Source organism: Quisquiliibacterium transsilvanicum (assembly GCF_014202215.1).
Lineage (GTDB): Bacteria > Pseudomonadota > Gammaproteobacteria > Burkholderiales > Burkholderiaceae_E > Quisquiliibacterium > Quisquiliibacterium transsilvanicum.
In genome coordinates this window covers 1-23,944 of the sequence record NZ_JACHGB010000002.1, presented here as the reverse complement: position 1 = coordinate 23,944, position 23,944 = coordinate 1, and the positions used below count along the sequence as shown (strand labels likewise).

Genomic DNA, 23,944 nt, shown 5'->3' with positions numbered 1-23,944 from the left:
CGGAAAGCGTCAGCTGGCGCGCGGGTAGGAGCCGACCACCTTGCAGAAGGCCGCGTGCGTGCGGATTTCGGCCAGGCCCGCAGCGACCGCCGCATCGTCGCGGTGGCCGAGGATGTCGATGTAGAAGTAATACTCCCACTGCCCGGAGCGCGCCGGGCGCGACTCGAAGCGCTTCATCGAAACGCCGTGACGCGCCAGCGGCTCGATCAGCGCGTACACCGCACCGGCGCGATCAGGAACCGAGAGGATCAGCGAAGTCTGGTCGTTGCCCGAAGGCCCGCAATCATAGTGGCCGACCACCGCGAAACGCGTGCGGTTCAGCGGGTCGTCCTGGATGCCGCCCGCAATCGTCTCCAGCCCGTAGCGCGCCGCCGCGGCATCGCCGGCAATGGCGGCGGTGTGCTCCTCGACCGACGCCAGGCGGGCGCCTTCCGCATTGCTCGACACCGGCACACGCTCGATGCCCGGGTAGCTGCGGTCGAGCCAGCCCACGCACTGGGCGAGCGCCTGCGCATGCGCGCAGATCCGGGTCACGTCCTCCATGGATCCGCTACGGGTCAGCAGGTTGTGGCGCACCGGCAGCGAGACCTCGCCGCAGATGCGCAGCGGCGTCTGCAGGAACAGGTCCAGCGAACGGTTGACCGCCCCCTCGGTGGAGTTCTCGACCGGCACGATCCCGAAATCGGCGCTGCCGGCTTCCGCCGCACGGAACACCTCGTCGATCGACGGGCACGCGATCGGCTCTACGCCGCTGCCGAAGTGGCGGTAAAGCGCCTGTTCAGAGAAGGTGCCCGCGGGACCGAGGTAGGCCACGCGCATGCGCCGCTCGAGTTCCCTGCATGCCGAGATGATCTCGCGGTAGACCGCCTCGACGCTGGCGTTCGGCAGCGGCCCGGGGTTGATCGTCCGCAGCTTCGCGAAGATCTGGGCCTCGCGCTCCGGCCGGTACACCGGCGCGTCGATCAGCTTCTTCACCTCGCCCACCTCGCGGGCAAAGCCCGCGCGGCGGCTGATCAGTTCGACGATCTGCGCATCGACCGCGTCGATCGAGCTGCGCAGTTCGGCCAGGCGCTCGTCCACCCGCGCGGCTTCGTTCCCGGTTTGCTTGTCAGACATGCTCAGCCCTCGCCGTCCGCATCGGGAGCATCGGCCTCGGCCCCCTCCCCCGCCTCGTCGTCGCTGTCGGTCTCGACCACCCGCTGCACGCCCGAGAGCGACGTGCCCTGGTCGACCGCGATCAGGGTGACGCCCTGCGTGGCCCGGCCCATCTCGCGGATCTCCTCGACGCGCGTGCGCACCAGCACGCCGCCGGTGGTGATCAGCATGATCTCGTCGGAGGTCTCGACCAGCACCGCGGCGACGACCTTGCCGTTGCGCTCGGAGGTCTGGATCGCGATCATGCCCTTGGTGCCGCGGCCGTGGCGGGTGTACTCGCCGATCGGGGTGCGCTTGCCGAAGCCGTGCTCGGTGGCGGTGAGCACCGACTGCTTCTCGCTGCCCGCCACCAGCATCGAGATGACGCGCTGGCCGTCCTCGAGGTTCATGCCGCGCACGCCGCGGGCCGCGCGGCCCATCGGGCGCACGTCGTTCTCGTCGAAGCGCACCGCCTTGCCGGCATCGGAGAACAGCATCACGTCATGCTGGCCGTCGGTCACCGCGGCGCCGATCAGGAAGTCGCCCTCGTCGAGGTCGACCGCGATGATCCCGGCCTTGCGCGGGTTGGAGAAGTCGGTGAGCGCCGTCTTCTTCACCGTGCCCAGGCTGGTGGCCATGAACACGTAGTGCGCCTCGTCGAAGGCCTTGACCGGCAGCACCACGGTGATCTTCTCGCCGTCGGCCAGCGGGAAGAGGTTGACGATGGGCTTGCCGCGCGAGCCCCGCGTGCCCTGGGGCGCTTCCCAGACCTTCAGCCAGTAGACCCGGCCGCGATTGGAGAAGCACAGCAGGAAGTCGTGCGTGTTGGCGATGAAGAGCTGGTCGATCCAGTCCTGGTCCTTCATCGCGGTGGCCTGCTTGCCTCGGCCGCCGCGCTTCTGGGCGCGATACTCCGACAGCGGCTGGCTCTTGATGTAGCCCGCGTGCGAGAGCGTCACCACCATGTCGGTGGGCGTGATCAGGTCCTCGGTCTCGAGCTCGGTCGCGTTGAGTTCGATGCGCGAGCGGCGGGTGTCGCCCTTGCCCTCGCTGAACTCGGCCCTGATGGCAGCGAGCTCGTCGCCGATGATCTGCGTGACCCGCTCGGGCCGCGCGAGGATGTCGAGCAGGTCGGTGATCTGCCCGATGACCTCGCGGTACTCCTGGACGATCTTGTCCTGCTCCAGCCCGGTGAGGCGCTGCAGGCGCATCTGCAGGATCTCCTGCGCCTGGACCTCGGAGAGCCGGTAGGTCTCGCCGCGCAGCCCGACCTCGGGAGCCAGCCCCTCCGGCTTGTAGGCGGCGACGTCCGAGCCCGCGCGCTCGAGCATCTCGCGGGCGACGCCGGCCGTCCATTCGCGCTCCATCAGCCGCTCGCGGGCGATCGGCGGGGTCGGCGAGGCCTTGATCAGCTCGATCATCTCGTCGACGTTGGCGATCGCCACCGCGAGGCCCTCGAGCACGTGGCCGCGCTCGCGCGCCTTGCGCAGGTCGAACACGGTGCGCCGCGTGATCACCTCGCGCCGGTGCGCGAGGAAGTACTCCAGCATCTGCTTCAGGTTCAGCAGGCGGGGCTGGCCGTCGACCAGCGCCACCATGTTGATGCCGAAGGTGTCCTGGAGCTGCGTGTTCTTGTAGAGGTTGTTGAGGACGATCTCGGGGACTTCGCCGCGCTTGAGCTCGATCACGGCGCGCATGCCCGACTTGTCGGACTCGTCGCGGATGTCGGAGATGCCCTCGATCTTCTTCTCGTTGACCATTTCCGCCAGGCGCTCGAGCAGCACGCGCTTGTTCACCTGGTAGGGCAGCTCGTCGATGATGATCGCGCTGCGGTTGCCGCGGTCGATCTCCTCGAAGTGCGTCTTGGCGCGCATCACGACGCGCCCGCGGCCGGTGCGGTAGCCCTCGCGCACGCCGGACACGCCGTAGATGATGCCGGCGGTGGGGAAGTCGGGCGCGGGAACGAGTTCGATCAGCTCGTCGATGCTCGCCTGCGGATTGCGCAGCAGCAGCTGGCAGGCATCGATGATCTCGGCGAGGTTGTGCGGCGGGATGTTGGTGGCCATGCCCACCGCGATGCCGGCCGAACCGTTGACCAGCAGGTTGGGCAGCCGCGCCGGCAGGACCGTGGGCTCGAGCTCCTTGCCGTCGTAGTTGGGCTGGAAGTCGACGGTTTCCTTGTCGATGTCCCCGAGCAGCTCGCCGGCGACCTTCTCGAGCCGGCACTCGGTGTAGCGCATCGCCGCGGCGCTGTCGCCGTCGACCGAGCCGAAGTTGCCCTGCCCGTCGACCAGCGGGTAGCGCAGGGAGAAGTCCTGCGCCATCCGCACCAGCGTGTCGTAGATGGCGCTGTCGCCGTGCGGGTGGAACTTTCCCATCACCTCGCCCACGACGCGGGCGCACTTCACGTAGGGGCGGTTCCAGGTGTTGCTGGACTCGTGCATCGCGTACAGCACCCTGCGATGCACCGGCTTGAGTCCGTCGCGTACGTCGGGCAGCGCTCGGCCCACGATCACGCTCATCGCGTAGTCGAGGTAGGAGCGCCGCATTTCCTCTTCGAGGCTGATCGGCAGGGTTTCTTTGGCGAACTGGTCCATGCTTGGGGAGCGGCGAGGCGGCAACGCCTGCATCGGGGGGGACGGCCGGTGACCGGGCCACCGGCGCAAGGAGCTGACTGCTGGAGAGCGGCCGCGGCCAGGCCGCGGGGTCCGTCAAACCTTCGGATTTTAACATGGCGGCGCGGGCCGACGGCCCGGCGGGCGGCCCGGCTGCACCGGCCTGTGGTTGAATTCCGGCCATGCAGCTCATCTGCCCCGAATGGATCGCCCCCGTCGCCCCGGAGCCCCGGGTCCTCGCAGGACACGCCGTGCTCGTCGAGGGAGACCGGATCGCCGGCCTCATGCCCGCCGACCAGGCGCGCGCCCTGCACCCTTCAGCGCCCTGCACCGAGCTGCCCGGGCACCTGCTCGTGCCCGGCCTGGTCAACCTGCACACCCATGCGCCGATGAGCCTGCTGCGCGGAGTGGGCGACGACCTGCCGCTGCAGGCCTGGCTGGAGCAGCGCATCTGGCCGCTGGAGGCCCGGCTGATGTCCCCGGAATTCGTCTACGACGGTGCGCTGCTGGCCTGCGCCGAGATGGCGCTGGGCGGGGTCACCTGCTTCAACGACATGTACTTCTTCCCGGAGCAGGTCGCCGCGGCGGCATCGCTGGTCGGCATGCGCGCGGCGCTGGGGATCATCGTCATCGAGTTCCCCTCGGCCTACGGCTCCGGCGCCGCGGACTACCTGCGCAAGGGGCTGGAGCTGCGCGACCGCCTGCGCGACGATCCGCTGTTCAGCTTCTGCCTGGCGCCGCATGCCCCCTACACGGTCTCCGACGAGAGCTTCACGCGGGTCGCCAGGCTCTCGGGCGAGACCGGGATGCCGGTGCACTGCCACCTTCACGAGACCGCCGCCGAGATCGCCGAGAGCGAAGCGCGCTTCGGGCGGCGTCCGCTGCGGCGCCTCGCCGACCTCGGGCTGCTCGGCCCCGAACTGATCGCGGTGCATGCGGTGCACATGGACGACAGCGACCTGGCGCTGCTGGCCGCCCATGGAGCTTCCGTGGCGCACTGCCCGCATTCCAACCTGAAGCTCGCCAGCGGCATCGCCCGCACGGCGCGGATGCGCGAGCTCGGCATCAACGTGGGCATCGGCACCGACGGCGCGGCGAGCAACAACCGGCTCGACCTCCTGCAGGAGGGGCGCACAGCAGCGCTGCTTGCCAAGGGCGCCTCCAGGGACGCGACCGCCTGGCCCGCCCATGAAGTGCTGCACGCGATGACGCTGGGCGGGGCCCGGGCGCTCGGCCTGGCCGACCGGATCGGCTCGATCGAGGCCGGCAAGGCGGCCGACCTGGTCGCCGTCGACCTCTCGATGCTGCAGACGGCCCCGGTGTTCGACCCCGTTTCCCAGCTCGTCTACGCTGCCGGACGCGAGCAGGTGAGCGAGGTCTGGATCGCCGGACAGCCTGTTGTCCACAAGCGACAATTCGCCGAAAGCGAGGTCCGGAGCCGGGTTTCGGAGGTAGTTGGTCGTGTAAGGCTATGGCACAATCGAATCAGCGAGATTCTGCCGGTCGGCCCAGGTGCCGGCGTTTCATGATCCGGCGCAGGGTCGGCTTCGCAATCAAGAATCGTTCTACCGTGAGGAGAAACATGAACAAACCGGTCGCTTTGTCTTCCCTGGTCGCCGCGGCGCTGCTGGCAGCGTCGTCGGTGGCTTCCGCGCAGGTCGCCGATCCGAAGAACAGCGGGTATGTGATCAGCTCCGACACCCAGGCGGGTACCAACGTCGTCAAGAGCGGGTTCGGCCTGTGCTGGCGTACCGGTTACTTCGCTCCGGCCCATGCGATCAAGGGCTGCGACGACGACCTGCTGCCCAAGGCTGCCGCCGCTCCGGCGCCCGCCCGTCCGGCGCCCGCCCGTCCGGCGCCCGCTCCCGCCCCGGCCCCGGCTGCTCCGAAGCCCGCTCCGGCGCCCACGAGCGAGAAGGTCACCTTCGCCGCCGACGCGTTCTTCGACTTCGACAAGTCCGTGCTGAAGCCCGAAGGCAAGGCCAAGCTCGACGACCTGACCGGCAAGCTGAAGGACATCACCCTCGAGGTGATCATCGCCGTCGGCCACACCGACAGCATCGGTACCGACCAGTACAACCAGCGCCTGTCGGTGCGTCGTGCCGAAGCCGTCAAGAGCTACCTGGTGAGCAAGGGCGTCGAAGCCAACCGTATCTACACGGAAGGCAAAGGCGAGAAGCAGCCGGTCGCCGACAACAAGACCCGTGATGGCCGCGCGAAGAACCGCCGCGTGGAAATCGAGGTGGTCGGCACCCGCGCGAAGAAGTAATTCCTCGCTGCGCTGCCGCGAAAGCCCCGCCCGTGCGGGGTTTTCGCATTTCGGAGGCCCCGCCCAGTGCGGGGCCTTCGCATTCCTGAGGCCAGGCTCCGCTGGACTAGAATGGGGCCTACGTTCATTCCGCCCCTCCCCCGATGCCACACGCCGCCCGAGAAGCCGCAAGCTCCCGCAACGCCGACCCCGCGGAACTCGCCAAGTTCCAGGCGCTGGCCAGCCGCTGGTGGGATCCCGGCTCGGAGTTCCGCCCGCTGCACGAGATCAACCCGCTGCGCCTGGGCTGGATCGACGGCCTCGCCAGGCTCGCCGACAAGCGCGTGCTGGACGTGGGCTGCGGCGGCGGCATCCTGGCCGAATCGATGGCCCGGCTGGGCGCACGGGTGACCGGAATCGACCTCGGCGAGAAGGCGCTCAAGGTCGCCGAGCTGCACGGGCTCGAGAGCGGCGTGCACGTCGACTACGAGCACGTCGCGGTCGAGGAGCTTGCCGCGCGCGAACCCGCCGGCTTCGACGTCGTCACCTGCATGGAGATGCTCGAGCACGTCCCCGACCCGGACTCCGTCGTGCGCGCCTGCGCGCAGCTGGTGCGCCCGGGCGGCTGGGTGTTCTTCTCCACGATCAGCCGCAACCCGAAGGCCTTCCTGTTCGCGATCGTGGGCGCGGAGTACCTGCTCAAGCTGCTGCCGCGCGGCACGCACGCCTTCGAGAAGTTCATCCGGCCCTCCGAGCTGCTCGGTTTCGCTCGCCGCCACGGACTCGAATCCGCCGCAATGACCGGCATGACCTACAACCCGCTCACGAAGGCCTACCGGCTCGTGCCCGACGACGTCAGCGTCAACTACCTCGTGGCAACGCGCCGGCCCGTCTGAGCGAGGGATGAAACCGATGTTCGGATACCTTCCCGAGGCGGTGTTCTTCGACCTCGACGGAACGCTGGCCGACACGGCCGAGGACCTGGCCGCGCCGGTCAACGCACTGCGCGCCGAGCGCGGACTGCCGCCGCTGCCGCTGGCGGCGCTTCGTCCGTATGCGTCGATGGGCGCGCGCGGGCTGCTCGGGCAGGGGCTCGGCGTTGCGCCCGGCGACCCCGGCTTCGAGGAACTGCGTGACGAGTTCCTGCGGCGCTACGAGGCGGAGATCTGCGTGCGCACCCGGCTCTTCGACGGCATGTCCGAAGTCATCGAGTCCCTGGAGCGCAGGCGCATCGCCTGGGGCGTGGTGAGCAACAAGGTCGAACGCTACGTCCGGCCCATCCTGGGCGCGCTGGGGGTGCTCGAGCGGTCGGTCACCGCAATCGGCGGCGACACCACTGCGCACGCCAAGCCGCACCCCGAGCCGCTGCTGCACGCAGCCCGCCTGGCGCGGGTCGCGCCGGGCCGCTCCGTCTACGTCGGCGACGACGAACGCGACATCGAGGCCGGGCGCGCCGCGGGCATGATCACCGTCGCGGCAGCCTACGGGTTCTGCGGCGCCGCTTCGCGCCCCGAGGAGTGGGGTGCGGACTTCCTGATCGACTCGCCTGCCGCGCTGCTGGAACTGCTGCCCCGCTGAGGCTCAGCGTCGGCGCCGGGCGGCGCCACGTCGCCGGTGAGCAGCTCGACGAAGCGGCGCTCGAACCCCCTCAGGAAGGCCCCTTCGCGCATCGCAAGCCTGGCGACGTTGACCGGCAGCAGGTCGCCGAGGTCCACCTGTTCCAGTTCCCGATCGCGGTCCGGATCGTAGGCGATCCCCGCGATCAGGCCAATGCCGAAGCCCAGCGCGACGTATGTCTTGATGACATCGGAATCGATCGCCTCGAGCACGATGTCCGGGGCGATGCGACGCTCCGTGAAAGCCTGGTCGATGTTGCGCCGACCGGCGAACTCCGCCGAATAAGTGATCAGCGGCCACTCGGCGAGCTGGCCCAGCTCGGCAATGCCCGATGCGGCAAGGGGGTGACCGCGCGGCACCACCACGCAGTGGCGCCAACGGTAAGCGGCGAGCGTCTGCAGCGATGGATTGCGGTCGAGCGCCTCGGTGGCCAGCCCGAACACGGCCTCGCCGTGCGCCACCATGGTGCCCACCTGCTCCGGGTTGCCCTGGTGCAGGCGCAGCCGCACCCGCGGGTACTCCTGCCTGAACCGTGCGAGCAGCGGAGGCAGCGCGTAGCGCGCCTGCGTGTGCGTTGCCGCGATCGAGAGCGTGCCGGCGTCGCCCGACGCGTACTCGGCGCCGACCCGGCGGATGTCGTCGGCCTGCCCGAGCAGCCGCTCGGCGATCCCCAGGATGCGCCCGCCGGCCTCGGTGAGCTGCGTGTACTTCTTGCCGTGCCGGACGAACAGCGCGACGCCGAGCTCGTCCTCGAGCTCGCGGATCTGCTTCGACAGCGCCGGCTGCGAGGTGTGCAGCGCCTCGGCGGCCGCGGTCAGGCTGAGACCGCGGCGCACGGTCTCGCGCAAGGACCGGAGTTGCTGGAAATTCATCGCGCAAGTGTCGGCGCGGCGCGCTGCGCCCTCAAGCTAATGCGCACGGCGCCTGTCGATATAACGGCCGGGCGCTCATCAGCCGGCGCGCCGCCGCGCGCGCAGTTCCGCCGATATGCCCGGAGGTTCTGAGCTTCGGACGAATCGCTCGTTCCCATCGCAGAGCCCGGCCTGCACCATCGGCACTCCTCACGAAGAGCGCCACCGCGCCGCCGGCCAAGCACCCATGTATCTCTACGACCACATCGATCAGCGCCTCGTCGACGAGCGCGTGGCCCAGTTCCGGGACCAGGTCCGCAGGCATCTGGCGGGCGAGCTCGACGAGGCGCGCTTCCTGCCGCTGCGCCTGCAGAACGGGCTCTACATGCAGAAGCATGCGCACATGCTGCGCATCGCCATTCCCTACGGCCTGCTCTCCAGCGCCCAGCTGCGGCGCCTGGCGCACATCGCGCGCACCTACGACCGCGACTATGCGCACTTCACCACGCGGCAGAACGTGCAGCTCAACTGGCCGGCGCTCGAGGACGTCCCGGAGATCCTCGCGCAGCTCGCCGAAGTGCAGATGCACGCCATCCAGACCAGCGGCAACTGCATCCGCAACATCACCACCGACCAGTTCGCAGGAGTGGCCCCGGACGAGGTGGCCGACCCCTTCATTTGGGCGGAGCTGATGCGCCAGTGGTCGAGCTTCCACCCGGAGTTCGCCTTCCTGCCGCGCAAGTTCAAGATCGCGATCAGCGGCTCGCCGGCGGACCGCGCCGCGACCCTGCTGCACGACATCGGCGTCTACGCGCTGCGCGGTGATGACGGTTCCGCCGGCTTTCGCGTCGTCGTCGGCGGCGGCCTCGGGCGCACGCCGATGGTCGGGCACGTGATCCGCGAGTTCCTGCCCTGGCAGCACCTGCTCACCTACCTCGAGGCGGTCCTGCGGGTCTACAACCGCTACGGCCGGCGCGACAACAAGTACAAGGCGCGAATCAAGATCCTGGTCAAGGACCGCACTCCGGCGGGCTTTCGAGACGAAGTCGAGGCCGAGTGGGCGCAGCTCGCTGGCGGCCCGTCGACCGTGCCCGTCGAGGAGATCGACCGCATCTCCGCCCGCTTCACGCGGCCCGCGTACCGCAGCCTGGAGGCCGACGAGCGCCCGCTCGCGGCACTTGCGCCGGACGAGCCCGGCTTCGCCCGCTGGGCGCAGCGCAACGTGCATCCGCACCGGGTGCCGGGCTACGCGGCAGTCACGCTTTCGCTCAAGCCGACCGGCAAGCCGCCCGGCGACGCGAGCGCCGACCAGATGGACGCGATCGCAGCGCTCGCCGACCGCTACAGCTTCGGCGAGCTGCGCGTGTCGCACGAGCAGAACCTGGTGTTCTCGGACGTCGAGCGCAGCGCGCTGCCGCAGCTGTGGCGCGAGCTGCGCGCCCTCGGACTGGCGACGCCGAACGTGGGCCTGCTCACCAACATCGTCAGCTGCCCCGGTGGCGATTTCTGCTCGCTGGCCAACGCAGTGTCGATTCCGGTCGCGCAGGCGATCCAGGAGCGCTTCGACGACCTCGATTACCTGCACGACATCGGCGAGCTCGACCTGAACATCTCGGGCTGCATCAACGCCTGCGGCCATCACCACATCGGCCACATCGGCATCCTCGGCGTCGACAAGGCCGGAGAGGAGTGGTACCAGGTGACGATCGGGGGGCGGCAGGGTCCGCAAGCCGCGATCGGCCGGATCATCGGGCCGTCCTTCGCCCGCGACGAGATCCCGGACGTCGTGGAGCGCCTGATCGGTCACTACCTCGAAGTGCGCGAGTCGGACGCGGAGCGCTTCGTCGACACGGTGGCCAGGATCGGCCTCGAGCCCTTCAAGGAGGCAGTCTATGCCCACGCTGATTGACCGCCACGGCGTGCGCGCCGACGACTGGCGCCTGCTCGAAGGGCCCGCCGAAGAGGCATCGCCGGACGATGCGCTGCTGGTGCCGCTGCAGGACTGGCTGGCGCAGGCGGATGCGCTGCGCTCGCGCCACCACGGTCGCCTGGGAGTGCTGCTTGACCCGGCCGACGACCCGGCTGCGCTCGCCGGCGACCTCGACGCACTGGAGCTGGTGGCCGTCACCTTCCCCGCCTTCACCGACGGCCGCGGCTATTCGATCGCGCGGCTGCTGCGCGAGCGCCTCGGCTGGAAGGGGGAGCTGCGCGCGGTCGGCGATGTGCTGCGCGACCAGCTCTTCTACATGAGCCGCTGCGGCTTCGACAGCTTCGCGCTGGCCGACGGCGAGTCCGCCGAGGATGCGCTGCGACACTTCGGAACCTTCAGCGAGCCCTACCAGGCCGCGGTGGATCGCGGCCCGCTGTTCGCACGACGCATTCCCGCACCTGCCGGCCACGACGCAGCGACCGGCCAGCGCTGGCAGGGGGCGAGCCAATGACAATCGAGGACAGGATCACGGCGGCCACCGCGCTGCTTCGCGACGCGCTTGCCGCCTACCCGTCGGCGGCCTTTGCAAGCAGCTTCGGCGCAGAAGACATGGTGCTGCTCGACCTGATCGAGCGGCTCGGCCTGGAGGTGGACGCGTTCACTCTGGACACCGGCAGGCTGCACGAGGAAACCTACGCGCTGATGGCCCGGGCGCGCGAGCGCTACCCGCGCACGCCGGTGCGCGTGCTGTTCCCGGACGCTGCCCGCCTCGAAGCCTGGGTGACGGCGCATGGCATCAATGCCTTCCGCGACAGCGTCGCGCTGCGCAAGGAGTGCTGCGGCATCCGCAAGCTGGAGCCGCTGTCGCGCGCGCTGCGCGGACGCCAGCTCTGGATCACCGGGCTGCGCCGCGAGCAGTCGCCAACGCGCAGCGACGTCGCGAACCTCGAGCGCGACGAGGCCAACGGCCTGATGAAGCTCAACCCGCTGGCCGACTGGAGCGCCGCAGATGTCGCCGCCTACGTCGAGGCCCGGCAGGTGCCGGTGAACGCCCTGCACGCGCAGGGCTTCCCCAGCATCGGCTGCGCCCCCTGCACCCGCGCGGTGGCGCCCGGCGAGGACGAGCGTGCCGGACGCTGGTGGTGGGAGCAGCCGATGCAGCGCGAATGCGGGCTGCACATCGGGGCCGACGGACGACTGGCGCGAAGCGCCGGGACCAGGGACACGAACGCAGCGGCGCCGGTTTCCGCGGCGTCGATCACGACGGAATGACGATCATGGGTGCATCGGAACACGCCTTCCTCGAGCCGGCGCAACAGGCGCCGGCCGGCTGGACCCACCTCGACGCGCTCGAGGCGGAATCGATCCACATCCTGCGAGAAATCGCTGCGGAATGCCGCAGCGTGGCGCTGCTCTTCTCGGGCGGCAAGGACTCGGCCGTGGTGCTGCGCCTGGCGGAGAAGGCCTTCTTCCCGGAGCGCATCCCGTTCACGCTGCTGCACGTGGACACCGAGCACAACTTCCCCGAAGTGATCGAGTTCCGCGACCGCATCGCCCGGGAGCGCGGCCTGCGCCTGGTGGTGCGCTCGGTGGGCGACTCGATCCGCTCGGGACGGGTGCGGCTGACGCATGCGGACGAGCCGCGCAATCCGCACCAGTCGGTCACGCTGCTAGACGCGATCTCGGAGTTCGGCTTCGACGCCTGCATCGGCGGCGCCCGCCGCGACGAGGAAAAGGCGCGCGCCAAGGAGCGGGTCTTCTCCTTCCGCGACTCCTTCGGTCAGTGGGACCCGAAGAACCAGCGCCCCGAGCTCTGGTCGATCTACAACGGGCGCGTGCGACCCGGCGAAAACATCCGCGTGTTCCCGATCTCGAACTGGACCGAGCTGGACGTTTGGCAGTACATCGGCCGCGAGGGCATCGCGCTGCCGGAGATCTATTTCGCTCACGAGCGCGAAGTGGTGCGGCGCGGCGCGGCGCTGGTGCCGATCACCGGACTCACTCCGGCACGCGCGGGCGAGGCCGTCGAGCGTCTCAGCGTGCGCTTCCGGACGGTGGGCGACATCACCTGCACCGCGCCAGTGGCCTCGCACGCCGCGAGCGTCGAGGACATCGTTCGCGAGACCGAATCCACCCGCATCACCGAACGCGGCGCCACCCGCCTGGACGACCAGGCGAACGAGGCCGCGATGGAACTGCGCAAGCGCGAGGGATACTTCTGATGAGCTCCGGACTCCTGCGATTCATCACCGCCGGCAGCGTCGACGACGGCAAGTCCACGCTGATCGGGCGCCTGCTCTTCGACAGCAAGGGGCTGTTCGCCGACCAGGTGAGCGCGGTCGAAGCGGCCTCGCGCAAGCGCGGCTTCACCGAGATCGACCTGTCGCTGCTCACCGACGGGCTGCTGGCCGAGCGCGAGCAGGGCATCACCATCGACGTCGCCTACCGCTACTTCGCCACGCCGGCGCGCAAGTTCATCATCGGCGATTCGCCCGGCCACGAGCAATACACCCGCAACATGGTCACTGCCGCGAGCACCGCCGACGTCGCCGTGCTGCTGGTCGACGCACGCGAGGGGCTGCAGGCGCAAACGCATCGTCATGCCTGCCTGGCCGCCTGGCTGGGCGTTCCGCGCATCGTGCTGGCGGTCAACAAGATGGACCTGGTGGGCGGCGAGCGCGCGCGCTTCGAGGCGATCCGAGACGAGTTCGAGCGCTTCGCCGCACCGCTGGGCTTCGCCGACCTGCGCGCCATCCCGATGTCAGCGCTGCGCGGCGACATGGTGGTCGAGCGCGGCGAACTGCTCGCCTGGCACACAGGGCCGACGCTGATGGAGTACCTGGAAACCGCCCCGGCCCGCCATGACGACACAGCAGCGCGCGCCGCGGCGCTGCGCTTCCCGGTGCAGCGCGTCACCCGGGTCGCGCTCGGCAACGCCCAGCCCGGCGCGCAGCTGGCGGACGGCAGCTTCCGCGGATATCAGGGCACCGTGGCCTCGGGGCGGCTGGTGCCGGGCGCCGAAGTGCTCGCCCTGCCCTCCGGCGCGCGCGCCCGCGTCGCCGAGATCGTCACTGCCGACGGCGCGCTCGGCGAGGCCGGTCCGGACCGCGCAGTGACGCTGCGCCTGGATCGCGAGATCGACCTGTCGCGCGGCGATCTGATCGTGTCCCCGGACGCCCCGCCCCGGCTGTCGAACGAGATCGAGGCGGACCTCTGCTGGTTCGACGCCGCGCCGCTGGCCGCGGGTCGCGTCTATACGCTCAAGCGCGCAAGCACCGCGGTGCGCGCCCGTGTCGAGTCGGTGGACTGGCGGCTCGACGTGCGCACGCTGGAGCGCACGGCTGCGGACCGGCCGCTCGCGATGAACGACATCGCGCGGGTGCGGATCCGCACCCAGCAGCCGATCGCGGTCGATGCCTACGCGGACAACCGAGTGACCGGCGCCTTCATCCTGATCGACGAGACCGACAACCACACGGTCGCCGCCGGCACGGTGGCGCAGGCGGCGGACGCTGGCGCGGGCGTGCCGCACGACGGAAGGATCGCAGCATGAGCCGGGCGCCCTCCAACGGCGGCGTAGGCGTCGTCCACCTGGTCGGCGCGGGACCCGGCGCGCCGGATCTGCTGACGCTGCGCGCAGCGCGTCTGCTGGCCGAGGCCGACATCGTCTTCCACGACGCGCTGGTGCATCCGGAAGTGCTCGCGCTCGCGGTGCGCGCGCGCAAGATTGCCGTCGGCAAGCGCTGCGGGCGCCTGTCAACCGCGCAGCGCTTCATCAACCGCCAGCTGATCGACGCCGCCTTGCACCACCGCACCGTGGTCCGACTGAAAGGCGGCGACCCGATGCTGTTCGGGCGCGCACAGGAAGAGATCGACGCGCTGGAGGCGGCAGGCGTGCGCGTCGAGGTGGTGCCGGGAATCAGCGCGGCCTTCGGCGCAGCGGCGGACCTGTCGCGCTCGCTGACCCTGCGCGGTGCGAGCCGCAGCGTCACCTTCATCACTCCGGCGGTGGGCCCGGGCGAGGCGGAGCACGACTGGGCTCGTCCGGCGGCCGCGGCGGACACCGTGGCGCTGTACATGGCCAGCAGACGCGCCGCCGAGATCGCCCAAGGGCTGATCGCGCAGGGTGTTCCTGCCGACCGGCCGGTAGTGCTGGTGGAGAACGCAACCCTGCCAAATCGTCGCGTGCACGCGACGCGCCTTTCCGGACTCGCGCAGGCCGCCGCCGGTCTCGGCGACGGCCCCGCGCTGCTGCTGGTGGGCGAGGTGTACCGCGCGCTGCTCGAGGCGCCGGCCGACGCCGACCTGGAGGGCGCATCGCAGCGTCATTCCGACGTGGACAGCCTGCTCTCGCTGCCTTCACGCCTGCCGGTGCGGGCTGCGGCCTGATCGATCGACCGGCGCCATGGACCACGCCCTAGCGCTCAGCCTCACCGGCTTCGCAGTCGGCCTGATCGTCGGCATGACCGGCGTCGGCGGCGGCTCGCTGATGACGCCCGCGCTGGTAGGCATCTTCAGGATCAACCCGGCGATCGCGGTCGGCACCGACCTCGCGTTCGCCGCGCTGACCAAGGCGGTGGGAACGCGCGCCCACATGCGCCACGCAGGCGTGGACGGCGAGGTGGTCCGGCTCATGCTGATGGGCAGCCTGCCGGCCGCGCTGCTCGCGATGCTCTGGCTGAAGCTCGGCGGCGTCGACCCCGCGGCCTCCGGCCGGCTGCTGCGCATCGCAATCGCGGCCTCGCTGGCGCTCACCGTGGTGGCGCTGCTCTGGCGCGAGCGCCTGCTCGAGTGGCGGCTCAGCCTCGGCGGCGAGATGCCGCCGGCCGCCCGCAGGGCAATGACCATCGCAGCGGCGGCAGTGATCGGCGCGCTCGTCGCGCTCTCTTCGATCGGGGCTGGCGCGATCGGCTGCGTCGCCATCGCACTGATCCATCCGCGACTGAGTGCGCGCGAGGTGGCGGCCACCGATATCGCATACGCTGTGCCGCTCACCGCGCTCGCGGCAACCGGCCATGCCCTGGCGGGCAACCTCGACCCGATGCTGCTGGTGCAGCTGCTGCTCGGTTCGGTGCCCGGCATCATCCTCGGCGCGCGCCTGTCGGTGCGCCTGCCCGACCTCGTCTCGCGCCGTCTGCTGGCCGGCGCACTGGTGGTGGCCGCCGTCAAGACGGTGGCCTGAAGGGCGCCGCATCGAAGGGAGCCGCACCGGGCTCCCGGAGTGCGGGCGCAGCCGTTGCGCCCGGCCCTCGCCTCTCGCGCCTCTCGCGCCGGTCGGCCGCCAACGCTCGCCGCCCATCGGCCTCCCCCTGAGAAGAATCTCACGCGCGGCCGACACTCGGAGCGCGCCCGGGTGAAGAAGTTCCTCTGTCCCGCAGGCGCGAACGTCTAGCTTCCCATGCTCGGAAACCCCGTGCACAGGCAGGCGAGGACAGGATGAACAAGATCGACACCAGCACCGTCAACCCGAGCATGACGCAAGGCGCGCGCGCCGCCGCCATCGCATTGGCCATCGCGGCCGGCGTGCTGGCCGGCGCCCCGGTCCAGGCGGCAATCGCGCTCGACCCGCTGCTGGCCGGACAGTACGCGGCCGGCAGCGGCGCGAACGCCGTGTTCCACAGGATCGACGGCGCCTGGACCGGCACCTCGGTGCACTGGAGGGAGCCCTCCGAGTCCGGCGCGCCGGGCGCCTACTCGAACACCGGCGGCGACGGCTTCGCCCGGATCGGCGAGCGTGGCTGGGGCACGGGCCTCTGGGGTCTGGCCGACTGGCGGGCAGTGAACGCGCCCGGCTCGACGCTGCCGCTGCAGAGCTGGAGCGGCGTGCTCGCCACGATCAACCAGGGCGACGCGCTGTACGCGTCCGATCCGCATGGCGCTGCACTCTGGGGCGCAGCCGATCCGCTGCCGTTCACGGGAAGCGACGATCAGCAGAACAACTGGACCGCGCATTTCACCGGCTACCTGAGGATCTCCGATCCCGGCGCCTACAACTTCGGCGTGCTCTACGACGACGGCTTCTTCCTCAGGATCTGGGGGGCCGACGGGTCACCGCTCGAGATCTCTTCGGACTTCCTCAGCCCGCGGGAGCGGCTCGGCTTCGACCAGGACCTCCTGCTCGGCACCGGCCTGTACCGCTTCGAGCTGGGCGCCTACGACCGGATCGAGGCGGGGGTCGTCAACCTTGCCTGGAAACAGGGGGACGGCGTCTGGCAGACCGTTCCCACCGAACACCTGGTGACCGACCCGATCGCGATCTCCGCACCCGGCACGGCCGGCGTGCTGGCCGCGGGTCTGGCCGCGTTCGCCGCCTTCAGAAGCAGGAAACGAACATGACCGCTCCGCCCGCCGGCGGCACGGATCGGCAGCGTGCAAGCGCGCTGCGGAACTGGCCGCAGAGACTTCTTCACGTCGCCGCGCTGCTGGCCGGCTGGGCAATCTTCTTCTGGGGCTGGCACACGGTGCTCGACCGCCCCTGGGAGAACCGCAATCTCTGGTGGCTGATCGCCGGTTCGCTGGTGGTGCTGCCCGCCTTCACGCTTGCCTGGATCCTGCACAACAAGGGAATCCACCGGCGCAAGGGCGCGCGCCTCGGCGTTCCCCACGTCAACGAAAGCTACGCAGTCGACTGGAACGGGCGCGAAGTGCGCGCCGACTGGGTGGCGCTGTCGAGGGCCCGCCTGGTGGTGATCGACATCGCGGACGAGCGCAAGGTCTATCGCGCGGCCGGCGCCACTGCGCTGCCCTCTCAACCGGAGCCGCAGGCGGACAACGACGCCGCGGACCGCAGCGCCGACGGCCGCCCGACCGAGACCGCCGACTGGAGCGCCGCATGAACCTCACCGAACTGCTCGCCGCAATCCAGCACTCGAGCGTCTACTACGTGGCGCTGGTGTTCTTCGCCGGCTACCCGATCGCCACCAGCATCCTGTGGATCACCACTTCGCTGATGTTCCGGCTGCGCTGGGAGCGCGGCGACGCGAAGGATGAGCCCCAGGACGGCCCCCTGCCCTCGGTGACCGTGCTGGTGCCGGCGCATAACGAGGAGGCGGTGATCCCGCACTCGCTGCCGGCGATGCTGGCGATGGACTACCCGGACTTCGAGGTCATCGTCATCGACGACGGCTCCACCGACGACACCGCGGGCGCGCTTGCCCGGCTCGGGCGCAACCCGCGGCTGCGCGTGGTGCGCAAGGTGGTCAACGAAGGCAAGGCGATGGCGCTCAACGACGCGCTGCCGCTGGCGCGCGGCGAGATCGTGCTGATCCTGGATGCCGACGCCGAGCCCCAGCCCGACCTGCTGCGCCGGATGGTGCCGCACTTCGCGTCGGCGCGGGTCGCCGCCGTCACTGGCAACCCGCGGGTGCGCAACACCGACACCTTCCTCGCGCGGCTGCAGTCGATCGAGTTCTCGTCGATCGTCAGCCTGCTGCGCCGCTCGCAGCGCATCTGGGGGCGGATCGTCACCGTCTCCGGGGTGGTGGCGGCCTTCCGGCGCAGTGCGCTGTTCGACGTCGGCGGTTTCAGCCCGGAGATGCCGACCGAGGACATCGAAGTCACCTGGAAGCTGCAGAAGCGCTTCTACGACGTCCGCTACGAGCCGCGCGCGGTGTGCTGGATGACCGTGCCGGCCAGCTATCGCGGCCTGTGGACGCAGCGGCTGCGCTGGGCGCGCGGCCTGCTGCAGGTGCTGCACAAGCACAGCGACGTGATGGCGCACTGGAAGTACCGGCGCATGTGGCCGGTGTTCATCGAGTCCTCGCTGTCCACCCTCTGGGCGCTGTGCTTCGTGGTGCTCACCGCGATCTGGACGGTGTCCTGGAGCGCAGGGCTGCCGCCGGTGGGCGCGTCGCCCATCCCCAACCTCTGGGGGATGACGATCGCCACGCTGTGCCTGGCGCAGCTTGCCGTCGGCACGCTGATCGACCGGCGCTACGACCGCACGATCGTGCGCATGCTTCCGTATGCCGTCTGGTATCCGATCGTCTATTGGATGTTCCTGTCGTTGGGAACCGTGGTGTCTCTGCACTGGCTGTTCCGCAAGCCGACGCGCACCCCGGTGCGCTGGAACACGCAACGCACGGGGTCCGCCGCATGAGCGCAGGCAGGATGAGCGGGTCGCAGCCGCGGCGGCAGGCGCGTGACGCAGTGCTGGCGGCGGCGGTCGCCGCCGCGTTCGGATCGGCTGTGATCGGAGGTACGGCGATCGCGCAGACGGCGCGGACGGCGCAGGTCGCGCAGGTCGCACCGGTCGCACACGCGGCGGCCGCACCTGCGCCGACCACACTCGCGACCGCCGAGTTCGCAGCGCAGCGCGCCGCAGCGCGTGCCGCCGCCGAGCGCCGCGACTGGGCCGATGCGCTGCCGCGCTGGCAGGCCCTCGAAGCCGCAGCTCCCGCGGACACCGACCTGCTGATCGAATCCGCCCGTGTGCACGGCTTCGCTGACCGCAACGCGCAAGCCGCCGAGCGCTACCGCAAAGTGCTCGAGATCGCGCCCGGACGCAGGGGCGACGTGCTGCTCTCGCTGGCCTGGCAGACGCTGTGGGCCCGGCAGCCGGCAGCCGCCGAGCCGCTGTTCCTGGAGGTGGCAGAGCGCCCCTCCGCCTACGCGGGCGGCGGCGACGGCTTCGATGCCTGGCGCGGCCTCGCGGAAGCCCGCCGCAACGCGGGCCGGCTGGAGGCGGCGCTCGAGGCGCTGGCCCGGGCGCAGGCGCTGCGCCCGAACGACCGCGACATCGCCCGCCAGACCGCCCAGACCCACGCCTGGCTCGATCGCCACGACGAGGCGATCGCGCGCTACTCGGCGCTGGTGGCCAGCGACCCCTCGGACCGCTGGAGCCGCTACGGGCTCGCGCAAGCCCGCAACTTCCAGGGCCTGCACCGCGCCGCCGTGGCCGACTATCGCGACGCCGTCGAAGTGGATCGCGCAGCCGGCCGCACGCCTCCACCGGACGCCCTCTTCGACCGCGCCCGCGCGCTGCGCTGGGCGGGCTACGACGATCTCGCCCACGCTGCGCTGGACGGGCTTCCCCAGCAGGAAGCACGCTGGCTTCGAGGCTGGCGCACCGGCCGCGAGCAGCGCCCCTGGGCGAGCGCCGCCTTCGAGGCTGCGACCGACCGCGACGAGCTCGACACCCGGGCCACGAGCGCCTCCTTCGGCTGGCGCCCCGGCCCGGCGACCAGCGTCGAGGTCGGCGCCCGCCTGGTCGACCTGGAAGAGCCCGGCCGCGACGCGCGCGGCGAACGGCTCGGCGTCACCTTTCGCACCCGGCTCGGCCCGGACGCTGCCAGCATTGGCTCGGCCGCCGACCGCGGACCGCTCTGGCCCAGCATCAGCCTGGAGGCCAACCGCTACGGCAGCTGGCACCCGGTGACCGGCGCCGCGCGGATGCGCTGGGATCCGAAGGACACGCTGCGCCTGGACGCTGAACTGGCCCGCGAGGTCGTCGAGACGCCGCTGGCCATCTCCAACAGGGTGACGGTGGACGTGGCGGCGCTGGGCGCCCGCTGGCGCTGGCAGCCCCGCTCCTCGGTGTCGGCGACCCTTGCCGCGCTGGAGTTCGACGACGGCAACCTGCGCACCCGCCTGAACCTGGGCGCGGACCATACCCTGAGGATGAACCCGAAGGTGGTGCTTGGCGTGGAAGCGATGATCTTCCGCAGCTCCGACCCCGCCTCGGAGCTGCGCGCAGCGCGCGGCTACTGGAACCCGCGCGACTACCAGGAGGCCAGGGCGTACTTCGCATTGGAGCACGAGGTGCGCGCGTGGGCATTCGGCCTGAGGCTGGGCGTGGGCAATGCCCGCGAGAAGGACGGCTGGGGCAAGCGCAGCAGCGGCAACCCCAACCTGTGGGAACTGTCCGCAGGCTACGACCTCGCCCGCTCGCTGCGCCTGCGCGCCTGGGCCGGAGGCTCGGGCGGGTCCATGGGCGTGGGCTCGGGGGGCGAGGGCTACTGGCGGCGCTTCGCCGGCATCGGCATTACCGGGTGGTTCTGACGCAACGACGGCGTGCGGGGCTGCACGCGCGCCCGGGATTCGGTTAATCTCGCCGCGCACCGTTCCGCCGCTCCGGCGGCGGCCCATCCAGCGGACACACGTGTTGATGCCGGAACCCCGCGACGCCCGAAGTTCCCGTCAGGAGCCCATCCGATGATGGCCGCACCGGACAAGGCCCACTGGGTCGTGCGGATGAACTACCGCAACCGGACTTTTTCGGGGCTGCTGCTGTTCGCCACGCTGGGCGCCCATCTGGTCGACCGCGGCGCCGGCGCTGCCGTGTGGGCCGCACTGGCGCTGTACTTCCTGGTCTTCCCGCACGTCGTCCATGCGCTCGGCCGGCGCGCCCCGCGACCGCTCGAGTTCGAGCTGCGCACCATGCTCATCGAAGCAGTGCTGTTCGGGATCTGGGTGGCCGGGCTCGGCTTCCCCGCCTGGATCGGCTTCATCATGATCGTGGGCGTCATCCTGAACCTGGTGGTGTTCCGCGGCCTGCCGGCCTTCTTCGCAGGGGCAGGCGCCGTCTCGCTCGGCCTCCTTGCCGGCTGGGCGGCGCTGCGCACGCCGGTCGCCACCGAAACCGGCGCACTCACCACCGCGCTCAGCATGGCCACCCTGTTCCTGTACGTGATGGCGGTCGGCCGCGACTCCTACACGCGCGCAATGCGCCTGCACCGCGCCCACGACGAGGTGCGCGCCAGCGAGCAGGCGCTGGGGCAGCGCCTGGACGAGATCGAGGTGCTGCAGGCCCAGCTGAAGGACCAGGCCGAGCGCGACCCGCTGACCGGTCTGTACAACCGGCGCTACCTGTCCGATGCCATGGGCCGCGAGCTGGCACGCATGGCGCGGGAGGGCAAGCCGCTGAGCGTGATGCTGATCGACATCGACCACTTCAAGGCGATCAACGACAGCCACGGGCATCCCGCGGGCGACGCCTGCCTGGTGCGGCTGGGCGGACTGCTCAGAGAGAACATCCGCGAATCCGACATCGTCTGCCGCTGGGGCGGCGAAGAATTCCTGATCGCGCTGCCGACCATGTCCAGCCGCACCGCGGGCGAACGCGCGGAGTGGTACCGCGCGGCCTTCGAGCGCCAGGTGGCACCCTGGGGCGACGCCCTGCCGCGCCCCACCTTGTCGATCGGCATCGCCGGCTTCCCGGAGGACGGCCGCACCGCGGAAGAACTGGTCGCTGCGGCCGACGCCAGGCTCTACCGCGCCAAGACCCTGGGCCGCAACCGGGTCGAAGGCGCCGGGGATGGCGCATCGAAGCTCACTGCCGCCTGAGGGCGGCCGCCCGGTTCGAGGACCTCCTCTAGAGACGATCTCCGGATCACGACCTTGAAATTCCGGGAAGGGTCTATACTTGCTTCACAGCGCGGTGGTCGACCGCGCTGCTTGCGCAGCAACACTGCAGCACGAACCGAACACCGGGGCCGACCTGGTTTCGACGTGGGTAGCGAAGCGGCACAGGGCATGCCGAGGCGCCTTTTCCTCGTAAATCCATTGGCAAAACTTTAAACGCCAACGACCAGCGTTTCGCTCTGGCCGCTTAAGGCCTAAGCCACTGCACCGGGTTGCCGATGGCCCGGGTTCCCGCAAGGGAGCAGCAGTGTCATTCACATCGGATCGTGCTCCGGCGGGTCACTTGTCGGAGAGCTAAAAAATAGGTGACTGGGTGCGTACCGGCCTGTCGACCGGCTAAGTCCGCACTGAGACCCAAATAGATCGACTAAGCATGTAGAACTGGTCGTAGAGGACTTGCGGACGCGGGTTCGATTCCCGCCGGCTCCACCACTATTGAAGCCCCAACTGTTCTCAGTTGGGGCTTTTTCTCGTCTGTTGGCGACAGTTCCCGCGTGTTTGCGCGGGTTCATGCGGACACCTGCGGACTTCGCCGGTTGCCTGTCTGGCCCGTTCTCGGCCGCTTTTCGCTCTCTCCTGGCCATTCTTCTCCCGGGCTTCGCTCTCCGCGAATGGCCCGGAGTCCGCAAAGGCACAGTTCAGCACCCTTTCAAATCAACGGGTTACGCGCGGACGGTTCAAGCGGTTGGATCGCGGCATTGCCTACCCGGAGGGGAACTGCCGCGGCCAGGAGGCTGTCCGTTCCGACCTTACCGCCTTGGCTCGACAGCAGCGGCCCGCTGAATCTGCTCGAACAGACCCTGCGCGGCCTGCTTGGCAGCCGCATCTTGCTCGGCGCTGATAGGGGCGAGATCTATGCCGTCGCGGCCCGCTGCATAGGCGGGACCGCCGACATCATCGTCGTAGTCCGAGCCGTCCTCGTTGATCGCGTAGTAAGCGTCCTTGGACAGGTCCGTGCCGACCAGCCTGGACAGATACACCCAAGTCCAGCACCGAGCCAGATCTCCTTGATCGTGCTCCTCGATCAGGCGGAGCATGGCGTCCGTGTCCCCATTCTCGGCAGCCACGGTAAGCCAGTGCTTCGCATCAGCCACGCGCCCCAGTCGCTCGGCAATCTTGGCAATGGCCGATGGATCTGCACCAACATCGTGACGCGGCCGCTCGAAGAATGACGGGTCACCAAAGCGTTCCGCCAAGTCGAGGAGCGCATGTTGATTGCCGAGTCGACCAGCCTCGCGAAGATGGCTGGCGTACTTGTCCGCTTGAGTGAGTCGAGCCGCATGGGCCTCTGCCCACTCCTTTTCCACGCCTGTCAGCACACGACCCTGTTGTGCCTGGGAGTGCCAGTAGGAGCTTCCCGCCCCCCGGTCGGTGTCGTCATCGTCGTCGGGGGCATGGATCAGCGCCAGGGCGTAGTGAGCGAGAGCGTTGCCTTTGCTGGCCGCTGCCTCCAACCCATCGAGCATGAGCGGTGCGATAGCAGCCTCGTCACCATCTGCCCATCGGGCACCAAGCCGATCGTCTTGCTCGTCGCCGAACTGCTCGGGGTCGTCATCAGCCGGATCGTCGTCTAGGCTGGACCAATCCCCTCGCAGTTGGCTGATCAACGCCGAAATCTGCACTGCGCCAATCTGGCGCTCTGCCAGGAAGGACCCTAGCGACACCGAGACCAGATCCGCGCCTTCCGGCGGATATCCGAGCTCGATGCAGCGCCGTCTGACGAAGTCGCGGTGCGAGCCAGTTCGCTTGTCGTCCGAGCGTCGCTGTGTGAAGACGGTATCAACGCCAAGTGCCGCATAGGACTTGAAGCCGAATGAGGCTGCCAGCAGCTCGTAGATGTGGGCTCTCTTGAGGGAGCTGCCCGTGCTGGCCTGGAGATGTTGCTGCGCGGAATACGCGAGCTCTTTGATTGTCATGACGAACCTTTCCTGTGTGCCACGCCGATTTCGGGTCAGGCGCACACGTTTAAGTCCCCGACGACGAGGCTCAAAGAGAGGTTTTCAATGACAGTGAGACGAAGCCTTTTTTTACTCGTGTGCAAGTAAGGTGGGCACCTCGCCGCATTTTATCGGCGGCAGGCCGATTGGTCTACCTGAATCGCCCCGGGTTTTGAGGAGGCTCCAACCTTTGAGAGGATGGAGTCATGAAGAAGTCACCGAAGTTCTCACCTGAGGTCCGTGAGCGGGCC

At 69.7% G+C, this 23,944-nt stretch carries 20 protein-coding genes and 1 other RNA gene; 17 read left to right on the top strand and 4 right to left on the bottom strand.

The window, feature by feature from the left end:
• Nucleotides 1–9: 9 nt before the first annotated feature.
• Entirely contained in the window at nucleotides 10–1,116 is a 1,107-nt protein-coding gene (gene pheA / locus HNQ70_RS03535) for a prephenate dehydratase (protein ID WP_183964367.1), read from the bottom strand.
• A gap of 2 nt (nucleotides 1,117–1,118) precedes the next feature.
• Nucleotides 1,119–3,731: a DNA gyrase subunit A gene (gyrA, locus tag HNQ70_RS03530; protein WP_183964365.1), complete on the bottom strand. Its 2,613-nt coding sequence runs from the start codon at nucleotides 3,729–3,731 to the stop codon at nucleotides 1,119–1,121.
• Nucleotides 3,732–3,931: 200 nt separating this feature from the next.
• On the opposite strand from gyrA, the gene HNQ70_RS03525 reads away from it, so the two are divergent.
• From HNQ70_RS03525 to HNQ70_RS03510, 4 genes are all read left to right on the top strand, one after another.
• Nucleotides 3,932–5,278, top strand: a complete 1,347-nt coding sequence (locus tag HNQ70_RS03525; protein ID WP_183964363.1) for a TRZ/ATZ family hydrolase — start codon at nucleotides 3,932–3,934, stop codon at nucleotides 5,276–5,278.
• Between the two features lie 53 nt (nucleotides 5,279–5,331).
• Nucleotides 5,332–6,018 carry an outer membrane protein OmpA gene (gene ompA / locus HNQ70_RS03520; protein WP_183965430.1) on the top strand — a complete coding sequence of 229 codons (687 nt, stop codon included), beginning with the start codon at nucleotides 5,332–5,334 and terminating at the stop codon, nucleotides 6,016–6,018.
• Nucleotides 6,019–6,161: 143 nt separating this feature from the next.
• Complete coding sequence (ubiG, locus tag HNQ70_RS03515; RefSeq protein ID WP_183964361.1) at nucleotides 6,162–6,893, top strand: bifunctional 2-polyprenyl-6-hydroxyphenol methylase/3-demethylubiquinol 3-O-methyltransferase UbiG; 732 nt, start codon at nucleotides 6,162–6,164, stop codon at nucleotides 6,891–6,893.
• Between the two features lie 7 nt (nucleotides 6,894–6,900).
• Complete coding sequence (locus HNQ70_RS03510; RefSeq protein WP_425504326.1) at nucleotides 6,901–7,575, top strand: HAD family hydrolase; 675 nt, start codon at nucleotides 6,901–6,903, stop codon at nucleotides 7,573–7,575.
• Here the strand turns inward: HNQ70_RS03510 and HNQ70_RS03505 are convergent.
• Complete coding sequence (locus HNQ70_RS03505; RefSeq protein WP_183964359.1) at nucleotides 7,479–8,486, bottom strand: LysR substrate-binding domain-containing protein; 1,008 nt, start codon at nucleotides 8,484–8,486, stop codon at nucleotides 7,479–7,481. The genes HNQ70_RS03510 and HNQ70_RS03505 overlap by 97 nt on opposite strands.
• 226 nt (nucleotides 8,487–8,712) lie before the next feature.
• Here HNQ70_RS03505 and HNQ70_RS03500 point away from each other — a divergent pair, with 226 nt between their 5' ends.
• The 13 genes from HNQ70_RS03500 to ssrA all read left to right on the top strand — a co-directional run bounded on the left by HNQ70_RS03500 (nucleotide 8,713) and on the right by ssrA (nucleotide 22,188).
• Nucleotides 8,713–10,374: a nitrite/sulfite reductase gene (locus HNQ70_RS03500; protein WP_183964357.1), complete on the top strand. Its 1,662-nt coding sequence runs from the start codon at nucleotides 8,713–8,715 to the stop codon at nucleotides 10,372–10,374.
• Complete coding sequence (locus HNQ70_RS03495; RefSeq protein WP_183964356.1) at nucleotides 10,358–10,906, top strand: DUF934 domain-containing protein; 549 nt, start codon at nucleotides 10,358–10,360, stop codon at nucleotides 10,904–10,906. The genes HNQ70_RS03500 and HNQ70_RS03495 overlap by 17 nt, the downstream gene beginning before the upstream one ends.
• On the top strand, nucleotides 10,903–11,667 hold the full coding sequence (locus HNQ70_RS03490; protein WP_183964354.1) for a phosphoadenylyl-sulfate reductase: 765 nt from the start codon (nucleotides 10,903–10,905) through the stop codon (nucleotides 11,665–11,667). The genes HNQ70_RS03495 and HNQ70_RS03490 overlap by 4 nt, the downstream gene beginning before the upstream one ends.
• Before the next feature lie 5 nt (nucleotides 11,668–11,672).
• Nucleotides 11,673–12,617 carry a sulfate adenylyltransferase subunit CysD gene (gene cysD, locus HNQ70_RS03485; RefSeq protein ID WP_221302635.1) on the top strand — a complete coding sequence of 315 codons (945 nt, stop codon included), beginning with the start codon at nucleotides 11,673–11,675 and terminating at the stop codon, nucleotides 12,615–12,617.
• Nucleotides 12,617–13,948, top strand: coding sequence for a sulfate adenylyltransferase subunit 1 (locus HNQ70_RS03480; RefSeq protein ID WP_183964350.1), 1,332 nt, complete (start codon nucleotides 12,617–12,619; stop codon nucleotides 13,946–13,948). Before cysD ends, HNQ70_RS03480 begins: the two co-directional genes overlap by 1 nt.
• Nucleotides 13,945–14,784 carry a uroporphyrinogen-III C-methyltransferase gene (cobA, locus tag HNQ70_RS03475; RefSeq protein WP_183964348.1) on the top strand — a complete coding sequence of 280 codons (840 nt, stop codon included), beginning with the start codon at nucleotides 13,945–13,947 and terminating at the stop codon, nucleotides 14,782–14,784. Before HNQ70_RS03480 ends, cobA begins: the two co-directional genes overlap by 4 nt.
• Before the next feature lie 16 nt (nucleotides 14,785–14,800).
• Complete coding sequence (locus HNQ70_RS03470; RefSeq protein ID WP_183964346.1) at nucleotides 14,801–15,577, top strand: sulfite exporter TauE/SafE family protein; 777 nt, start codon at nucleotides 14,801–14,803, stop codon at nucleotides 15,575–15,577.
• A 254-nt stretch (nucleotides 15,578–15,831) separates the two neighbouring features.
• A complete protein-coding gene (locus HNQ70_RS03465; RefSeq protein ID WP_221302634.1) occupies nucleotides 15,832–16,731 on the top strand; it encodes a PA14 domain-containing protein in 900 nt (299 codons plus the stop codon).
• Nucleotides 16,728–17,231, top strand: coding sequence for a hypothetical protein (locus HNQ70_RS03460; protein WP_183964344.1), 504 nt, complete (start codon nucleotides 16,728–16,730; stop codon nucleotides 17,229–17,231). Before HNQ70_RS03465 ends, HNQ70_RS03460 begins: the two co-directional genes overlap by 4 nt.
• Nucleotides 17,228–18,493, top strand: a complete 1,266-nt coding sequence (locus HNQ70_RS03455) for a glycosyltransferase (RefSeq protein ID WP_183964342.1) — start codon at nucleotides 17,228–17,230, stop codon at nucleotides 18,491–18,493. Before HNQ70_RS03460 ends, HNQ70_RS03455 begins: the two co-directional genes overlap by 4 nt.
• A gap of 11 nt (nucleotides 18,494–18,504) precedes the next feature.
• Nucleotides 18,505–20,394 carry a PgaA family protein gene (locus tag HNQ70_RS03450; RefSeq protein ID WP_183964341.1) on the top strand — a complete coding sequence of 630 codons (1,890 nt, stop codon included), beginning with the start codon at nucleotides 18,505–18,507 and terminating at the stop codon, nucleotides 20,392–20,394.
• Between the two features lie 153 nt (nucleotides 20,395–20,547).
• Nucleotides 20,548–21,678 (top strand): sensor domain-containing diguanylate cyclase, encoded by a 1,131-nt coding sequence (locus HNQ70_RS03445; protein WP_183964339.1) that lies wholly within the window; start codon nucleotides 20,548–20,550, stop codon nucleotides 21,676–21,678.
• 145 nt (nucleotides 21,679–21,823) lie between these two features.
• Nucleotides 21,824–22,188, top strand: a transfer-messenger RNA (tmRNA) gene (gene ssrA, locus HNQ70_RS03440).
• A 317-nt stretch (nucleotides 22,189–22,505) separates the two neighbouring features.
• Here ssrA and HNQ70_RS03435 read toward each other — a convergent pair.
• The gene (locus tag HNQ70_RS03435; RefSeq protein ID WP_183964337.1) at nucleotides 22,506–23,672 is read right to left on the bottom strand and encodes a hypothetical protein; all 1,167 of its coding nucleotides are present in this window, start codon (nucleotides 23,670–23,672) and stop codon (nucleotides 22,506–22,508) included.
• Between the last annotated feature and the right edge of the window lie 272 nt (nucleotides 23,673–23,944).